Source organism: Bradyrhizobium sp. AUGA SZCCT0176, assembly GCF_018130145.1.
GTDB lineage: Bacteria > Pseudomonadota > Alphaproteobacteria > Rhizobiales > Xanthobacteraceae > Bradyrhizobium.
In genome coordinates, this window is record NZ_JAFCMB010000036.1 from 1 (window position 1) to 17,500 (window position 17,500).

A 17,500-nucleotide genomic window follows, 5' to 3' on the forward strand; every position below is an offset into this window, starting at 1 on the left:
GCCATCCCGTCCCACTCAGAGGGCGTCGGCCGTCGTCACGGACGTTGGACGGGTTGCGGTGGACGCTGGTTTACGCCTCGACGACGGCGTGGATAAGCGTACGGCAAAACCGTGTGGTCCTGGCACCCGTTGCAGGTGTCAAGCTGTCGGAGAAGCGCAAGCGGGAACGGCAGCGACGGAGTCAACCAAGAACTCGTCTCCGGGGAGATCACGGCATAAGCCGTAAAGCCATTGCGCAGGGAAGGCCGGGTGTTCTCCGCTGCCCTGTATGCTCGTGTGCACTTTGTTTTGTGCAAACCGCACGCGAGACCGCGGGTGCAGCGCGCACCCGGTCTTCCCTGCGCCCTCTATTTGAAGAGGGCAAGGAAATTTCTGGCAAAGCTCGGGCATATCAGGCCGCGAGATCGCGAAGGTGTGTTCAGTGCAGCAACACCAATGCTGTCGTCCCGGCCTTGACCCCAGATGCGCAATTGCGCATCGGGGGACCCATACGCCGCGGCCCATCGATTAGAGCGCTGGCGTTAGAGACCTTCTGCAAACAACAGCCGCCGCGGCGCATGGGTCCCGGCGTTCGCCGGGACGACAGCAACTCACAACAGCTCCGGCTGTTCCGCCATGAGCGCGTCGCCGACGGCGATGCTGCCGCCCGCCGTCACCTCGGCATAGATCCCGCAATCGCCATGGCCGAGCCTGCGTTGCAGCGCCTGCGGGATCGCCAGATCGCGCTCCGCGGTGTCGGGGTCGACGTTGACGGCGGCGCAGCGGACGATCCGCTTCACCACCTTGAGCCTGACGTCGCCGATCGCGATCGTGCGGTCGAGCAGGTCGAACTCGTGCCAGGCCGGCCAGCCCTCGACATAGAGGTTGGCGCGGAAGCGCAGGGGATGGACGGGGTGATCGACCATGTTCTCGATAGCGCGGACGCTGGCAAGGTTAATGATCGAGACCACCTTGCGGGCGACGTCGGAGAAACTGTGGCCCGGGCTGGTCAGGATTTTCGGCGGCCCTTTGATCTGGCTGGCATAGCTGGTGGCGAAGAACGCTTCGATGGCGGCCCGGCCCTCGGCGGTTTCAAGGTTGCCCTGGGCCGCGATCGCGCCGTTGTGGCGGATGGTCAGCACGTGGCTGGCGTCGTCGAAATGGGTCTGCAGCGCCGCCAGCCAGCCGTCCCGCTGCAGCATCAGGAAGTGCGGTTTTGGCAGCCATTTCGGCGCGTCCGGATCGAAGCCGCTAGGGCCATTTTCGATGGCGTAGCGGCGGTCGGCCAGCAGGGTCTCGCCAGCGGTCATGGCCGCTCGCGGCAGCGGTTCAGGGGTCAGGCCCTTGACGGGATAGCGGTAGATACCGGTGATCTCAGGGGGTTTTGGTGAGGTCATCCGGCCTTTTAAGAGATTCTTTTGCAGCCTGCCACTACGCTGAAATTGCAAAATCGGCCTCTTCCGTTTTTGGCCTGACATGCCCACATTTGCGCCAAGCCTGTAAAATGATGGCGACGACCACCGGCTGGTTGAGGAAAGTCAGCGCGGCCGCGTGGAAACCCAATGAAGATGCCGCGCTTATGCCTTCGGGGTAGGGGTGGCAGGCCGAGGGAAGTGAAGAATGAATATTGAGAAATACACCGAGCGTGCGCGCGGTTTCATCCAGTCTGCGCAATCGCTGGCCGTGCGCGACGGCCACCAGCAATTCTCCCCGCTGCACCTGCTCAAGGTGCTGCTGGACGACAGCGAAGGCCTGGCCGGCGGTCTGATCGACCGCGCCGGCGGCAACTCCCGCGCGATCCTCAAGGCCACCGAGGATGCGCTGGGCAAACTCCCGAAAGTATCCGGCAGCGGCGCGGGCCAGGTCTATCTCGCCCCCGAACTGGCGCGCGCGTTTGACGCTGCGGAAAAGGCCGCCGAAAAGGCCGGCGACAGCTTTGTCACCGTCGAGCGGCTGCTGCTGGGCCTCACGCTCGAGAAGGGCAGCGAGGCCGCGACCATCCTGAGCAAGGGTGGCGTCACGCCGCAGAACCTCAACGCGGCGATCGAAAGCCTGCGCAAGGGCCGCACCGCTGACAGCGCCACGGCGGAAAATGCCTATGACGCGCTGAAGAAATATGCCCGCGACCTCACCCAGGCCGCGCGCGACGGCAAGCTCGATCCGGTCATCGGCCGCGACGAGGAAATCCGCCGCACGATTCAGGTGCTGTCCCGCCGCACCAAGAACAATCCCGTGCTGATCGGCGAACCCGGCGTCGGCAAGACCGCGATCGTCGAGGGTCTGGCACTGCGGATTCTCAACGGCGACGTTCCGGAGAGCCTGAAAGACAAGAAGCTGCTGGTGCTGGACCTCGGCTCGCTGATTGCGGGTGCCAAATACCGCGGCGAGTTCGAGGAGCGGCTGAAGGCCGTGTTGGCCGAGGTCACTTCGGCCGAAGGCAGCATCATCCTGTTCATCGACGAGATGCACACGCTGATCGGCGCCGGCAAGGCCGACGGCGCGATGGACGCGTCCAATCTGCTGAAACCCGCGCTGGCGCGCGGCGAACTGCATTGCATCGGCGCCACCACGCTCGACGAATACCGCAAGCATGTCGAAAAGGATGCGGCGCTGGCGCGCCGGTTCCAGCCGATCTTCGTTTCCGAGCCGACGGTCGAGGACACGATTTCGATTCTGCGCGGCCTGAAGGACAAATACGAGCAGCACCACGGCGTGCGGATCACGGATTCGGCGCTGGTCGCCGCCACCACGCTGTCGAATCGCTACATCACTGACCGCTTCCTGCCCGACAAGGCCATCGACCTGATGGACGAGGCCTCGGCGCGGCTCAAGATGCAGGTCGATTCCAAGCCGGAAGAACTCGATACGATGGATCGGGAGATCATCCGCCTGAAGATCGAGCAGGAGGCGCTGAGGAAGGAAAGCGATGCCGGCTCCAAGAGCCGCCTGCAGACGCTGGAAAAGGAACTCGCCGAGCTCGAGGAGAAGTCGGCGGCGCTGACGGCGCGCTGGAGCGCGGAGAAGAACAAGCTCTCCGACGCCCAGAAGCTAAAGAGCGAACTCGATGCCTTGCGCATCGAACTCGCCAACGCGCAGCGCCGCGGCGAATTCCAGCGCGCGGGCGAACTGGCCTATGGCCGGATCCCGGAGCTGGAGAAGAAGCTTGCCGACATCGAAGCCAAGGAAAACCCCGGCGAGATGATGGAGGAGGCGGTTACCGCCGACCACATCGCGCAGGTGGTGTCGCGCTGGACCGGTGTGCCCGTCGACAAGATGCTCGAGGGCGAAAAGGACAAGCTGCTGAAGATGGAGGGCAGTCTCGGCCAGCGGGTGGTCGGCCAGGCCGAAGCCGTGCGCGCGGTCGCGACCGCGGTCCGCCGTTCGCGCGCCGGCCTGCAGGACCCGAACCGCCCGATGGGCTCGTTCATGTTTTTAGGGCCCACCGGCGTCGGCAAGACCGAACTGACCAAGGCGCTGGCGGAATATCTGTTCAACGACGAGACCGCGATGGTCCGCCTCGACATGTCCGAGTACATGGAAAAACACTCGGTCTCGCGGCTGATCGGCGCGCCTCCGGGCTATGTCGGCTATGACGAGGGCGGCGCGCTCACCGAAGCGGTGCGGCGGCGGCCCTATCAGGTGGTGCTGTTCGACGAGATCGAAAAGGCCCACCCCGACGTGTTCAACGTGCTGCTGCAGGTGCTCGACGATGGCCGGCTGACCGACGGTCAGGGCCGCACGGTCGACTTCCGCAACACGCTGATCATCATGACCTCGAACCTCGGTTCGGAATTCCTGGTGAACCAACCGGAAGGCGAGGACACGTCTGAAGTGCGCGATCAGGTGATGGGGATGGTGCGGGCGCATTTCCGCCCCGAGTTCCTCAACCGGGTCGACGAGATCATCCTGTTCCACCGCTTGCAGAAGAGCGAGATGGGCCGGATCGTCGAGATCCAGTTCGCGCGGCTGCAGAAGCTCCTGGAGGAGCGCAAGATCACGCTCACGCTGGATGCCGCGGCGCGCGACTGGCTCGCCGCCAAGGGCTGGGATCCCGCCTATGGCGCGCGTCCCCTGAAGCGGGTGATCCAGCGCAATTTGCAGGATCCGCTGGCCGAGATGATCCTCGAAGGCTCGGTCGCCGACGGCGACCGCGTGGCGATCTCCAGCGAAGGCAACGTGCTGACCTTCAACGGCAAGGCGCCGCAGACCGCCGAGATCGCGACCTTCGAGGCGCCGATCCCGAAGCGCAAGCTGAACTGAGCGGGTCAGGCGGCGCAGCGACGCTTCCTGCAATGCACGCAAGGCGACATAGACAATGAAACAGCCTGCCTCGCGCAGGCTGTTTTTTTAGGTGATTGCAGCGGCGGCAAAGATCTGCCGAACTGATTGATTCCATTGTGCAACTTTGGCGCGAAGCGAGTGGTCACACCCAAAGGAGGTGTGGTGTAAAAGCGACACGCATGCCGATTTAACGCTCGCGCGCGCTCACGCTACTTCTTCGTGACCTTGTAAATCGCGTTCTCCAAATCCGACGAGAAGTAGATCACCCCGGACGCGCCGACGCCGACGCCGGTCGGGATGTTGGACGGCAATCCGCCGGGGGCAGGGGCGAGGCCGATCGGCAGGTTGCCGGCGATCTCGGTGACGGTCCCATCCTTCGGATTGATCCCGACAATGCGCTTGGCGCCGACTTCGGCGACGACCAGCATTCCGTCGGGTCCGAGCGCGATGCCCTCAGGCATTTTCAGGTCCTTGGCGATGATTGTCTTCTCGCCGTTGGTTCCGATCTTCGATACGCGGCCGGCGAAGGCTTCCGTGACATAGACCGCATCGCCCGATGCGGTGGCGGCCATGCCGACCGGTCCCTCCAGGTCGCCGGTCAGAACAGTACGGTCCTTGCCGTGCTCGCCACTGGCGCGGATCAGCGATTTACTGCCGAGTTCGTTGACGAGAATGGATCCGTCACCGAGCTTGACGGCGTCGTGCGGCGCCTTGAAGTCGTGGAGCATCTCCCTGGTCTTGCCGGACTTGCGGTCGATCAGCTGCACCGTGCCGGTGAACCAGCTCGACAGGATCACGTCGTCGCCCCTCGCGGTGGCGCTCATCGGATATTCCAGCGTCACGCCGTTGGCATGCATGCGGGCAGGCTCGGAGACCTCGCCGGTGGTGCCGTCGACGGTGCGGTAGGCAAACACGTCGGCGACATAGAGGGTGTCCTTGCCGCCGTCGGACACGACGCCGATGCCACCGGGCAACGCCAGCTTACCGATGATGACTTGTTTGGCAGCGCCGGTTTCCGGATCGACCTCCTGGATGCCGTTATCGGCCATGTTGGAAACGAAGATTCGGTCCTTGTCATCGATCGCGAGGTTGTCGAGCGAGGGCTTGAGCTGCGCCACCATTTTCTTGGCGCCGGACTTCGGATCGACCCGCACCAACTGGCCGAGCGCGGTGTCCACGACCCAGAGATTGCCCTTGGAATCGAAATTGACCGCCGCCGGAATCTTGAAACCGTCGGCGACCACAGTCAGCTCGGCCTTGTCGACATCGACCCTGGCGACCTGGCCCTTGAACCAGAGCGGGCCGTAAAGCTTGTCGTCCGGCCCGAACTCGAATCCATTGAGGCCGCCCATCTTCTCCATGATCTTGCGCGGCGGCTTGGCGCCCTCGACATCGATCTCATAGAGCGCGTCGCCGAGGAATACCTGCGTCGCATAGAGCCGTCCGTCCTTGCGGAACGCGAGCGAGTTGATGCCGGGCAGACCGGAGGCCAGCTTCTTGACCAGGCCGTCGCCCTTTCGCGAGTAGAGGTCGCCGGTCAGGAATGCGGTCCACGCCATGGTGCCGTCGGGGGCAAATGCGATGTCGTCGGCCATGCCTTCCGGCGAGGCAACCGCGATCTTGGCCGTACCGCTCGCGCGATCGACTTCGTAGAGTGCCGCACCTGCGACGCTGCCGGCGAACAACCGCCCGGCCTTGTCGATGCCGAGCCCATGAACGCCGTGAAACGCCGAGCCTGGAACGAGTTTGGTAACTTCATATGTCTGCGCCGAGGCGCCGGTGGCAAGAAACACTGCCGCAGCCACGGTCGCACCGAATGCAAGCCTGCTCGTCATGACGCTACCTCCCGTTTTTTATTATGGAGGTGAGTATTCGTTCGCTCGCGTGGTTTGGCAAACAAAACTTGTAGGTGCGGCGCGGCCCGGCCGCCACAAAAATGACAACGCGCTAGGAACCCGCCCCTTCAGAATTTAACGAGAGTTCAGCCTGTATGGAGATGACAGGCGACCGCGCGTCCCGGACCGAGTTCGCGGAGCGGCGGCTGATCGGTTTTGCACACCGCCATGGCGCGGGGGCAACGGGTGTGGAAGCTGCATCCGGGCGGCGGCCGCAGCGCGCTCGGCACTTCACCTGAAATCACCGCACGCGGCCGGCGCGCCTCCACCTCGGGATCGGCGACGGGCACCGCCGCCATCAGGGCTTCGGTGTAGGGGTGCAGCGGATTGCGATAGAGATCGTCGCGGTCGGCGATTTCGACGAGGCGGCCGAGATACATCACGGCGATGCGCGTCGAGATGTGGCGGACAACAGCCAGATCATGCGCGATGAACAGATAGGTCAGCCCCAGCCGCTCCTGCAGATCCATGAACAGGTTGATGACCTGCGCCTGGATCGAGACGTCGAGCGCGGACACCGGCTCGTCGGCGATCAAGAGGCTCGGCTCCAGCGCCAGCGCGCGGGCGATGCCGATGCGCTGGCGCTGGCCGCCGGAGAATTCATGCGGATAGCGATCAGCCATATCGGGCAACAGGCCGACGGAAGCGATCAGAGAAGCTATCTTGTCGCGGGTCGCCGCCTTGTCGCCATCGAGGCCATGAACGGCCAGCGGCTCGCCGACGATGCTGCGGATCGTCATGCGCGGATTGAGCGAGCCATAAGGGTCCTGATAGACCATCTGCATCCGGCGCCGCACACCCAATAGTTCGGCGCCACGGTGCGGGGCGATGTCCTGTCCCTCGAACACGATCCGTCCGGCGGTCGGCGTCAGCATCCGCAGCACCGCCAGTCCCGTGGTCGATTTGCCGGAGCCGCTTTCGCCGACGAGACCCAGTGTCTCGCCACGCCGGATCGTGAACGAAACGCCGTCGACCGCTTTGACGGTCGCGACCTGCCGCTGAAGGATGATGCCCTTGGTGACCGGGAAATGAACCTTCAGATCCTCGACCCGGAGGATGGTATCGACGGATGGCTCGGGCAGCGCGTCAGACATGGGCGAAACACGCTTTGGCGTGACGGTCGGCGACCTGAACCAGCTCAGGCTTCGCGGTTCGGCATTGATCCAGGATCGCGCGGCAGCGCGGCGCGAAGGAACAGCCGGGCGGCAGGCTGGCCAGATCAGGGGGCTGGCCCTCGATCGGCATCAGGCGCCGGCCGCCGCCGCCATCGAGGCGGGGGACGGAAGCCATCAGGCCTGACGTGTAGGGATGCTGTGGCCGGGCGTAGAGCTCACGCGCCGGGGCGACTTCGACGATGCGGCCGCCATACATGACCGCGACGCGGTCGGCGTAGCGGGCGACGACGCCGAGATCGTGGGTGATCAGGATCAGCGATGAGCCGGTCTCACGCGTGACTTCCTTCAAGAGGTCCAGGATCTGCGCCTGAACCGTGACGTCGAGCGCCGTGGTCGGCTCATCGGCGATAATCAGGCGCGGCGCGCAGGCCAGCGCCATTGCGATCATCACGCGCTGGCGCATGCCGCCGGAATATTGGTGTGGATAGGAGCCGAGCCGGCTCGCGGCATCGCCGATGCGGACGCGGCCGATCAGTTCGGTCGCAGCTTCATAGGCCTTCTCCCACGGCGTGCCCCGATGCACGTTGATCGGCTCGGCCACCTGGAGGCCGACGGTCAGCGCCGGATTGAGCGAGGACATCGGCTCCTGGAAGATCATCGCGATCTTGTTGCCGCGAACCGCGCGGATGCCGGGATCGTCGAGCTTCAACAGATCCGTGCCGTCGAACAGGATTTCGCCGCTCTCGATCCGGCCCGGCGGATTCGGGATCAGGCGCAGCACGGAGAGCGCGGTCACGCTCTTGCCGGATCCGGACTCGCCGACGATCGCGAGCGTCTCGCCGGGATCGACATGAAACGATACGCCATCGACCGCGGTCACGGTTCCGCGCTCGGTGCGGAACCGCGTCGTCAGGTTTTTGACTTCCAGCAGTGGGCGCGTCATCGCCGCGGTCCTGCTCAACGGCCCATCTTCTTCTTGAGGTCCTGATCGATCCAGATCCGGGCGTAGATCGGCCCCGGACGAACGGCGCCGGCGCGGAGTTCGCCGGCGTAGTTCTTCACCCAGGGCCACCAGGCCGTGAAGATGTACGGGGTGGGAAGCCACACATAGGGGGCCTTATCCAGAATCTCGCGCGTCATCTCTTTCAGCATGGCCTGGCGCTTGGTCTCGTCTGGCTCAAGATAAACCGCGTCCATCTTCTTGTCGTATTCGGGATCGGACCATTGCGACGGGTTCCAGACCTGGCCCCTGACGAAGCTCTTGCGAATGGTCGTCGTCGGATTGGTGTGCCCGTTGTTCATGAGATAGCCCGGTGCATTGGTCTTGGTGGTCATGGCCGAAAGGAACGCACCGTATTCCATGGTTTGAATGTCCAGCTTGACGCCGACCTGTTCATAATAGGCTGCCAGCAGCGGGATCAGGTCGATATGGTCGGGCTGGCACGCGCATACCTGCACCTTGAAGGTAAACCCCTTCGGAACGCCGGCCTCGGCGAGCAGCTTCTTCGCTTTCTCCGGGTTGTAGGTGAAGAGTTCCTTGATCGAGTCCGGCATCGCCTCGAGCGGCTCGAAATAGCCGAGATAATCGGGGTGCTGCGGGTAGGCGAACAGCTCGGCGTTGCCGCCGTAGTATTCCTTGACGATCTCCTGCTTGTTGACGGCGAGATTGAGGGCGCGCCGGACGCGAACATCGTCGAACGGCTTGGTATCGACGCGCATGGCGAGGAACTGGCCGCTCATCGAGAGCCACTTCGACCATTGCAGCTGCGGTGCGCTCTTCTTGAGCTCATCGACCGCGGACCATCTGATGTTTTCGAGGATGTCGAGTTTGCCGGTTCGCAATGCCGTGAGGAAGGTCGCCTCGTCCTTGATCGTGCGGTAGACGACCTTGTCGACCAGCGGGAGCTTGGTTTCGACGCCGTTGATCTTCTCGGTGCCCCAGTAGTTCGGATTCTTGACATAGGTGTTCGAGTTGCCTTGCACGAACTCGGCAAGCTGGAACGGGCCGGTCCCGTTGACGTTCTTCCAGTTGCCGGCGCCTGCGTCGGCGACTTCCTTCGGGATGATGCCGGAATAATAACCCCAGCCGAAGCGATAGTCCCATTCCGCGTTGTAGTTCTTGAAGGTGAAAAGCACGGTGTGCTTGTCGGTGGCTTCGACCTTGTCGATGTGATCGAAATAACCGGCGATTTTCTTGGGGCTCTTGTCGCGGTGGTTGAAGGAGAACACCACGTCATCGGCGACCAGTTCGCGCGCCGCCATCACCCCGGGCTTGTCGGGAAACATCACGCCCTTGCGCAGGTTGATCTCGAGGCGGAGCGGATTTTCCTTCCATTGCCATTTTTCGGCAAGTTCGCCGCGGATCGCATCCGAAGGAATCCAGGCATCGGCGTAGAACGAATGCTTGCCGCCAAGCCGTTTGGACTTGGAGAGGTCCGCGGCGAAAAGTTGCTCGTAGACTTGGCCGGTATCGTGGTTCTGCTTCCAGTTCCAGTCGGCCAGATCCCAGGAGAGCGCCGAGAGCGTGACATAAACTGTCCCTATCTCCAGCGTGCCGCCGGGCTTTGGCGGCGTTTCGGATTGCGAGAATGCAGGAGTTGCAAGCGACAGCGCGACGGCGACCGACGCGGCGGCGAGGCGTGATGCGGCGCGAAAATAGGACATGGTTTCCTCCTGGAGCATATTTTCTGGTTATCTTGATCCGCGCATGCGTGGGTCGAGCAGATCCCGCAAGGCATCTCCGAACACGTTGGTGGAATAAACGACGATCGTCAGACACAGACCAGGCGCCAGCGCCAGCCACGGTCCCTGGAACATGAAGGTGCGGCCCGAGCCCGACAGCATGCCGCCCCAGGTCGGCGTCGGCGGCGGCACGCCAAGGCCAAGAAACGACAGGCCCGACTCGGCGAGGATCACGGTGCCGACGCGCGTCGTGAACAGCACGATGATCGGCGGCATGATGTTGGGCAGGATGTGCCGCCACAGGATGCGGCCGGTCGAGGCGCCGATCGATTGGGCGGCGTGCACATACATGTTCTCGCGCACCGACACCACGGCGGAGCGGATGATGCGCGAGCCGGCGATGCCGAGCAATAGACCGAGCGTGCCGATGATCTGCGGCAGGCCGGGGCCGAGAACCGAAACCACGACCAGCAGGATGATGAGATCGGGAAAGCTCATCCAGGCATCGACGAAGCGCTGCGTGATGAGATCGATCTTGCCGCCGAGATAACCGGTGAGAATGCCGATCGCGATCGAGATGATCGTCGCAAGCGACGCGGCGGTAAAAGCGATGATCACCGAAATCTGGGCGCCATAGAGACAGCGCGAGAGCATGTCGCGGCCGAGATTGTCGGTTCCGAACGGATAGGCCCATGACGGCGCCATCAGGCGGTTGCGCGGGCTGATCTGGTTCATGCCATAGGGCGCCAGAACATCGGCGAAGATCCCGCACAGCAGGAACAGAATGAAGATGACGCCGCCGGCGGCGCCGAGCGGCTTCTCGCGGAACAGGCGAATCACAAAGCGGAGGACGCCGTTGCGTTCGGTCTTGCCGCTCGTGGCCGGAATATCGATCGCCAGCGTCATCAGCGGTATCTCACCTTGGGATCGAGCAGGCCGTAGCTCAGGTCGACGGCGAGATTGATCAGCATCACGCAAAGACCGATCACGAGGCTGACGCCCGTTATGATCGGGTAATCGCGCTGGCTGATGGCGTCGAGCAGCAACAGCCCCATGCCGGGAATGACGAAGATCTGCTCGACGATGACGGCGCCGCCGATCAGGATCGGCGCCTGCAGGCCGATCAGCGTGACCACCGGGATCAGCGCGTTGCGCAGTGCATGCCGGATGACGACCAGCGGTTCCGACAGGCCCTTGGCCCAGGCGGTGCGGATATAATCCTGGCGCAGCACCTCCAGCATCATGGTGCGGGTCAGGCGCATGGTGATGGCCGACAGCGCGGTGCCCAGAATGATCGCCGGCAGAATCATCTGCTTGAGGTTCTGCAGGGGATCATCGGTGAACGCGACGAAGTTCACCTGCGGCGACCAGCCCCACCAGATCGACGGGAACACCATCACCATGGTGCCCATCCAGAAGCTCGGCACCGCCAGCATCAGGATCGAGAACGAACGGGTGAGATAATCGCCGGCGGTGTCCTGCCGAATCGCAGAATAAATGCCGATCGGCAACGCGATGCAGAGCGCGATGATCAGCGCCATGAAGCCGAGCTGGAAGGTCACCGGCAGCCGAGCGCCGAGCAGTTCGCGCACCGGCGTATTCTGCCAGAGCGAGCGGCCGAAATCGCCGTGAAAAAGGATGCCGCCGATCCAGTGAAAATATTGCAGCCACATCGGGCGATCGAGGCCGAGCGTTGCGATCAGCTGGTCACGCGAGAGCTTGTCGGCGCCGACGTCGTTCTGGGCGAGCATCATGTCGATGACGTTGCCCGGCACCAGCCGCACGATGACGAAGACAATCAGGCTGGCAAAGAACAGCGCCGGGACAAGCGCCAACAATCGCCGTGCGAGATATGCCTGCATCCTTCGCTGCCCCCCATCGTCTTCTTGCAACAAGAGTGGACCGCGTCCGAAATGCTCGCAAGCATTATCGCGACGCGCGCGATGCGATTTTGTCGCGGAGGAACTTGAGTGAAGTACGTGCGCGCGCAAAACATTCCGCGTCGCGGAACAGTAACGCGTGCAACTTCACGCTAACGAACATACGAGGTGAAAAGTGGGGAAGTTAAACGCTCAGCGGCTGACTTGCCGCACCGATGGCGCAGCGGTGCTGCCGGCGGCATCGGAGACACGCGCGGCGCCGCGATTGTTCATCTGGATATCGAGGCGATCGCGTTCCTTCTCGAAGCCCGCCATGACCGGGCCTTCGAGCGAGCGGCCGCGCGGCAGCTTCACGCGCATCGGATCGACGAAGCGGCCGTTGACCAGGATTTCGTAGTGCACGTGCGCGCCGGTCGACATGCCCGTTGATCCGACAAAGCCGATCACCTGGCCCTGTCGCACCCGCTTGCCGGGCTCCATGCCCTTGGCAAACGCCGACATGTGGCCGTAGGCGGTCTCGTAACCATTGTTGTGCTTCAGCTTGACGTATTTGCCGTAGCCGCCTTCCCAGCCGACTTTCTCGACGACGCCGTTGCCGGAAGCGAAGATCGGCGTGCCGTAAGGCGTGGCCCAGTCGACGCCGGTGTGCATCTTGGTGTAGCCGAGGATCGGATGGCGACGTCCGCCGAATCCCGAACGCATGATCGCGTTGTTGACGGGTTTGCGCACCAGGAACTTCTTCGCGCTCTTGCCGGTCTCGTCGTAGTAGTCGACGACCGAGTCGTCGGGGGTCTGGAAGCGGTAATATTTCTTGGTTTCGCCGCCGACCGTGAGCGAAGCGAACAGCACTTCGGTCTTTTCGGTGATGGTCGCGCCGTCGTCTTCGCCGGCGAAGAACACGTCGAAGGAATCGCCGGGCTGCACCTTGCGCTGGAAGTCGACGTCGTAGGAATAGATCTTGACCATGTCCTCGATGACGGTGGCCGGCACCTTGTTGCGCAACGCGGTCTCGTAAATGCTCTGGTAGAGCCGGACGCCGGTGCCGTCATCCTCATCGTCGTCGTCGTCTTTGCCGGCGGCAGCCTCGGCGACCGTATTCATGCTCTGCACGTCGACGGCGACGTATTTGCCGACGTCGGACAGCGCGGCAACGGCCTCGATGGTGGTTTCGTTGGCGACGATCACCCGATAGGGCTGCAGCCGCACGCCCGGGCCGGGGGCGGCAGGCGCCATCAGGATACGGAGCTTCTGGCCTTCCTTCAGGCCGCCGTCGCGGCCGCGGGCGCCCAGCGTTGCGGCGATCGCCTTGGCCTCGTCCGGCGTTGCGCCCTGATCGCGCAGGATAGAGGTGACCGTATCGCCCTTCTTCACGACGTGAATGCGCTCGTTGGAAGGGTTGCCGCCGGTAATTTGGTCTTTGGTCTTCGGCAGCAGCGTGACGTTTTCCGGCACCACGCGGGTTTCAAAGCCGGCATAGGGGTCGGAGACGGTGCCCTCGGTGGCGTAGGCCAGCTTCATGTCGGACTGGACGCCGCTGGCATCGGCGGCGGCGTTCGCCAGCGCCGTATAGCGTACGCCGCCGGTGTTGCCGCGCCAGTTGGCGGCGTCCCGCACCCGCATCAGGACTTCGTCGAGCGCGACCACGGCGGCGAGTTTCGCCTTCGGAAGCACCGTTGCGAGGTCCTTGGTGACGAAGGAGACCTCGGCATCGGGTTCTACGGCATCGGGATTGTTCGGATCGTCGGCGGCGGCGGGGGTGGGGGCGCCGACATCGGTCAGCATGCGCTGGGCGTTGAATGGCGGGATTTTGGCGGAAAGGTCGCTCGTCGTCATCGACAAATTGCCGGAGATCCGGATGAACGGCCGAACCCGCATCACGTCGCGGTTGCCGACCCGGGTGACGGTCGAGACCCGCATGACGTTGCGGGCGGCTGTCGATTCACCTGGCGGCGGCAGGCGGTCGCTCTTATGCAGGCTGGCGGAACGATCGTTGGCGCCGAAAGCGCCGCGCAACGCGCCTTCGACGCGCTCCGGCACCTTGGCAAAGGTCATTTCGCCGTCGAGCGACGCGAAAACGGCGCCGCCGATGAGAGCTGCGCCGCACAGACCAGTCAGGATAGTGCCGCTAAACCATTGTACGGAGACACGGCGGCGGTCGATCACCGCGGCCTCGGTGCCATCGACGGAAAGCGGCGGCTCGTGACCGAGATCAATGATCCCGGTCTCGCGTCCATAGCCGCTTCCGCGTGACGCCTTCTGATTCAACCCTGTGTCCCCCCAAATTCCATCAACATTCGACTAGACCTTCGCTCGATCCAGATCCGGTTTCCGTCCCTCTATAAGGAGGATCCCGGTGCATCGCGCGCCGCACGAATCGATATTCGGGAATCAAAGGCCAGAAGACCGGCCGGAACCTCGAACGTCAATGATGTGCAGATCTCTCGATGTTTCTCGGCCGCGTGGGGAAAGGCGACGGGTTCATTAAGATCGCCAGTCCCTGGTAGGTGACCACCGGCAGCCCCCACTGGCATCCGGCGGTTCAATGCATACGTTATAGTCAGAACGTCGCAGGATTGTGGCTCAAGTACGGCGCAAAGCCCCCAAATATATAGACTTCTTGGGGTCCAAAATTTCTTCCACATCGTGCGACAATTTGTTGACGAAGGGCGTTGACAGGTCCGATCGGGTGGGCCTATAACCCGACCACTGAGCGCGGCGCTGCTTTGGCCCTGAGGCCAAGGCAAGTTGTCGCGCCCGTGAAGCTCCTCATTATGATGAGTGAATCAACAGCCGATACCAATCGGTTGTTATTTGCCGTCCGGTGAAGGTGCTTCCGGAACTCCCAGTAGTGGGAAGCTCCCAGTCAATGGGAGATGGGTCCTTCGGGTCCCGGGCTGTTTGACAAGTGAAGATGAAGAAAGAGAAACGTGGACGGCGGAGTCCTTGCGGGCCTCGATTACTTGAATACGCAAGTATTGAAGTGTTGGGGCCGGACGAAAGACTTCGGCGGTACACGTTTACATAGGTTACACCATCGTTGCCCACGATGTGAATCGTAGGCAGCTTGTCGGCTTCGGCCGGCAAAAAATGGTGGGACCTCGTCAAACGTTGTGATCAGCCGGTTTGAAGTTTCAAGTCCAACTTGAGAGTTTGATCCTGGCTCAGAGCGAACGCTGGCGGCAGGCTTAACACATGCAAGTCGAGCGGGCGTAGCAATACGTCAGCGGCAGACGGGTGAGTAACGCGTGGGAACATACCTTTTGGTTCGGAACAACACAGGGAAACTTGTGCTAATACCGGATAAGCCCTTACGGGGAAAGATTTATCGCCGAAAGATTGGCCCGCGTCTGATTAGCTAGTTGGTGAGGTAACGGCTCACCAAGGCGACGATCAGTAGCTGGTCTGAGAGGATGATCAGCCACATTGGGACTGAGACACGGCCCAAACTCCTACGGGAGGCAGCAGTGGGGAATATTGGACAATGGGCGCAAGCCTGATCCAGCCATGCCGCGTGAGTGATGAAGGCCCTAGGGTTGTAAAGCTCTTTTGTGCGGGAAGATAATGACGGTACCGCAAGAATAAGCCCCGGCTAACTTCGTGCCAGCAGCCGCGGTAATACGAAGGGGGCTAGCGTTGCTCGGAATCACTGGGCGTAAAGGGTGCGTAGGCGGGTCTTTAAGTCAGGGGTGAAATCCTGGAGCTCAACTCCAGAACTGCCTTTGATACTGAAGATCTTGAGTTCGGGAGAGGTGAGTGGAACTGCGAGTGTAGAGGTGAAATTCGTAGATATTCGCAAGAACACCAGTGGCGAAGGCGGCTCACTGGCCCGATACTGACGCTGAGGCACGAAAGCGTGGGGAGCAAACAGGATTAGATACCCTGGTAGTCCACGCCGTAAACGATGAATGCCAGCCGTTAGTGGGTTTACTCACTAGTGGCGCAGCTAACGCTTTAAGCATTCCGCCTGGGGAGTACGGTCGCAAGATTAAAACTCAAAGGAATTGACGGGGGCCCGCACAAGCGGTGGAGCATGTGGTTTAATTCGACGCAACGCGCAGAACCTTACCAGCCCTTGACATCCCGGTCGCGGACTCCAGAGATGGAGTTCTTCAGTTCGGCTGGACCGGAGACAGGTGCTGCATGGCTGTCGTCAGCTCGTGTCGTGAGATGTTGGGTTAAGTCCCGCAACGAGCGCAACCCCCGTCCTTAGTTGCTACCATTTAGTTGAGCACTCTAAGGAGACTGCCGGTGATAAGCCGCGAGGAAGGTGGGGATGACGTCAAGTCCTCATGGCCCTTACGGGCTGGGCTACACACGTGCTACAATGGCGGTGACAATGGGATGCTAAGGGGCGACCCTTCGCAAATCTCAAAAAGCCGTCTCAGTTCGGATTGGGCTCTGCAACTCGAGCCCATGAAGTTGGAATCGCTAGTAATCGTGGATCAGCACGCCACGGTGAATACGTTCCCGGGCCTTGTACACACCGCCCGTCACACCATGGGAGTTGGTTTTACCTGAAGACGGTGCGCTAACCCGCAAGGGAGGCAGCCGGCCACGGTAGGGTCAGCGACTGGGGTGAAGTCGTAACAAGGTAGCCGTAGGGGAACCTGCGGCTGGATCACCTCCTTTCTAAGGATGGTTCTTCAGAAGCTTGCTTCTATCGAACCGTTTTAGAAACATCAGTGGCCAACGATCGTCAGGATTGTTGAGCTGCATTGGCGGGATTTCGCCGTCTACGTTTCTCTTTCTTCGCGGACGAACACGCGCCAGGGGCTTAGCGCTTGTGCGATGCATCTGGCGTGAGCCGGTTGCGCGCCACTGCGGCCTCTCGTGTTAGGGGCTTGTAGCTCAGTTGGTTAGAGCGCGCGCTTGATAAGCGTGAGGTCGGAAGTTCAAGTCTTCCCAGGCCCACCACTTTGATCGAGCGCATCACGTCTCATGACCGACGTAAGCATTCGTCTTCTGGTACGGGGCCATAGCTCAGCTGGGAGAGCGCGTGCTTTGCAAGCATGAGGTCGTCGGTTCGATCCCGTCTGGCTCCACCAGATGGAATTGAAGATCGACAAAGTGGCCTGCTAACAAAGCGCCTTTCAAATCGTCCGCGAAACATCACTTCGCATGTCGTGTCCTACGGGATACGCGTGCGTGATTTCTGACATCGTAAAGAGGAGATTGATCCGAGTTTTGGGTCTGCAAAGCAATTTGCGGAGCTCAATTCATAATCTCCAGATCATTTCGGCGCTCGCGCATCGTAACCCATCGGAAGATGAGTGAGATGAGTGAGTTGTAAATGATCTTTTTAGCGAAGCTTGACCGCCTCGCTATCGGGTTGATCTTACGAAGCAAGCTGGTCTTTCTAATCATTGTCCGGCCGTGCATAGCATTCATCGAGGGTGCGCGTTTTGGGGTTTCGACCTCAAGGCAATTGTATGGACTACATTCTGCCGAGTGTGTGGACATTGATAATGAGAGCAATCAAGTGCCTTAAGGGTGTTCGGTGGATGCCTTGGCGCTGAGAGGCGATGAAGGACGTGCTACGCTGCGATAAGCCGTGGGGAGCTGCGAAGAAGCTTTGATCCACGGATTTCCGAATGGGGAAACCCACCTTCGATAGCTGGAACTCCAAGATCTCGTATCTTGGGGTTTGAACAGCAATGTTTGAGACCAA

9 protein-coding genes, 2 tRNA genes and 2 rRNA genes (1 of these 13 cut by a window edge) are annotated in these 17,500 nt (G+C 61.8%); 5 read left to right on the forward strand and 8 right to left on the reverse strand.

Annotated features, from left to right (window positions below):
- Positions 1–590: 590 nt before the first annotated feature.
- A complete protein-coding gene (locus JQ600_RS35695; RefSeq protein WP_212386200.1) occupies positions 591–1,376 on the reverse strand; it encodes an MOSC domain-containing protein in 786 nt (261 codons plus the stop codon).
- Positions 1,377–1,599: 223 nt separating this feature from the next.
- On the opposite strand from JQ600_RS35695, the gene clpB reads away from it, so the two are divergent.
- Positions 1,600–4,239 (forward strand): ATP-dependent chaperone ClpB, encoded by a 2,640-nt coding sequence (gene clpB, locus JQ600_RS35700; protein WP_212386199.1) that lies wholly within the window; start codon positions 1,600–1,602, stop codon positions 4,237–4,239.
- 230 nt (positions 4,240–4,469) lie between these two features.
- Here clpB and JQ600_RS35705 read toward each other — a convergent pair whose 3' ends face one another.
- The 7 genes from JQ600_RS35705 to JQ600_RS35735 all read right to left on the reverse strand — a co-directional run bounded on the left by JQ600_RS35705 (position 4,470) and on the right by JQ600_RS35735 (position 14,097).
- On the reverse strand, positions 4,470–6,095 hold the full coding sequence (locus JQ600_RS35705; RefSeq protein ID WP_212386198.1) for an SMP-30/gluconolactonase/LRE family protein: 1,626 nt from the start codon (positions 6,093–6,095) through the stop codon (positions 4,470–4,472).
- 146 nt (positions 6,096–6,241) lie between these two features.
- Positions 6,242–7,249, reverse strand: a complete 1,008-nt coding sequence (locus JQ600_RS35710; RefSeq protein WP_212267110.1) for an ABC transporter ATP-binding protein — start codon at positions 7,247–7,249, stop codon at positions 6,242–6,244.
- The gene (locus JQ600_RS35715; protein ID WP_212490412.1) at positions 7,242–8,213 is read right to left on the reverse strand and encodes an ABC transporter ATP-binding protein; all 972 of its coding nucleotides are present in this window, start codon (positions 8,211–8,213) and stop codon (positions 7,242–7,244) included. Before JQ600_RS35715 ends, JQ600_RS35710 begins: the two co-directional genes overlap by 8 nt.
- 14 nt (positions 8,214–8,227) lie before the next feature.
- A complete protein-coding gene (locus tag JQ600_RS35720; protein WP_212386196.1) occupies positions 8,228–9,934 on the reverse strand; it encodes an ABC transporter substrate-binding protein in 1,707 nt (568 codons plus the stop codon).
- Between the two features lie 27 nt (positions 9,935–9,961).
- The gene (locus tag JQ600_RS35725; protein WP_212386195.1) at positions 9,962–10,858 is read right to left on the reverse strand and encodes an ABC transporter permease; all 897 of its coding nucleotides are present in this window, start codon (positions 10,856–10,858) and stop codon (positions 9,962–9,964) included.
- Positions 10,858–11,814: an ABC transporter permease gene (locus JQ600_RS35730; RefSeq protein WP_212267122.1), complete on the reverse strand. Its 957-nt coding sequence runs from the start codon at positions 11,812–11,814 to the stop codon at positions 10,858–10,860. The genes JQ600_RS35725 and JQ600_RS35730 overlap by 1 nt, the downstream gene beginning before the upstream one ends.
- A 210-nt stretch (positions 11,815–12,024) precedes the next feature.
- Entirely contained in the window at positions 12,025–14,097 is a 2,073-nt protein-coding gene (locus JQ600_RS35735; RefSeq protein WP_212386194.1) for a M23 family metallopeptidase, read from the reverse strand.
- Between the two features lie 873 nt (positions 14,098–14,970).
- Between JQ600_RS35735 and JQ600_RS35740 the strand changes: the two genes are divergently transcribed.
- The 4 genes from JQ600_RS35740 to JQ600_RS35755 form a co-directional block, all read left to right on the forward strand.
- Positions 14,971–16,461: ribosomal RNA gene (locus JQ600_RS35740) — 16S ribosomal RNA — on the forward strand.
- Positions 16,462–16,669: 208 nt separating this feature from the next.
- A tRNA-Ile gene (locus JQ600_RS35745) sits at positions 16,670–16,746 on the forward strand.
- Between the two features lie 55 nt (positions 16,747–16,801).
- Positions 16,802–16,877: transfer RNA gene (locus tag JQ600_RS35750), tRNA-Ala, on the forward strand.
- A gap of 428 nt (positions 16,878–17,305) precedes the next feature.
- A 23S ribosomal RNA gene (locus tag JQ600_RS35755) occupies positions 17,306–17,500 on the forward strand (it continues 2,650 nt past the right edge of the window).
- Together the 16S and 23S rRNA genes with 2 tRNA genes alongside form the textbook arrangement of a ribosomal RNA operon.

Coding starts and splice junctions, on each gene's coding strand:
- JQ600_RS35730 (WP_212267122.1), bottom strand. CDS start 11,814: ATGCAGGCATATCTCGCACGGCGATTGTTGGCGCTTGTCCCGGCGCTG.
- JQ600_RS35705 (WP_212386198.1), bottom strand. CDS start 6,095: ATGACGAGCAGGCTTGCATTCGGTGCGACCGTGGCTGCGGCAGTGTTT.
- JQ600_RS35720 (WP_212386196.1), bottom strand. CDS start 9,934: ATGTCCTATTTTCGCGCCGCATCACGCCTCGCCGCCGCGTCGGTCGCC.
- JQ600_RS35710 (WP_212267110.1), bottom strand. CDS start 7,249: ATGTCTGACGCGCTGCCCGAGCCATCCGTCGATACCATCCTCCGGGTC.
- JQ600_RS35725 (WP_212386195.1), bottom strand. CDS start 10,858: ATGACGCTGGCGATCGATATTCCGGCCACGAGCGGCAAGACCGAACGC.
- clpB (WP_212386199.1), top strand. CDS start 1,600: ATGAATATTGAGAAATACACCGAGCGTGCGCGCGGTTTCATCCAGTCT.
- JQ600_RS35715 (WP_212490412.1), bottom strand. CDS start 8,213: ATGACGCGCCCACTGCTGGAAGTCAAAAACCTGACGACGCGGTTCCGC.
- JQ600_RS35695 (WP_212386200.1), bottom strand. CDS start 1,376: ATGACCTCACCAAAACCCCCTGAGATCACCGGTATCTACCGCTATCCC.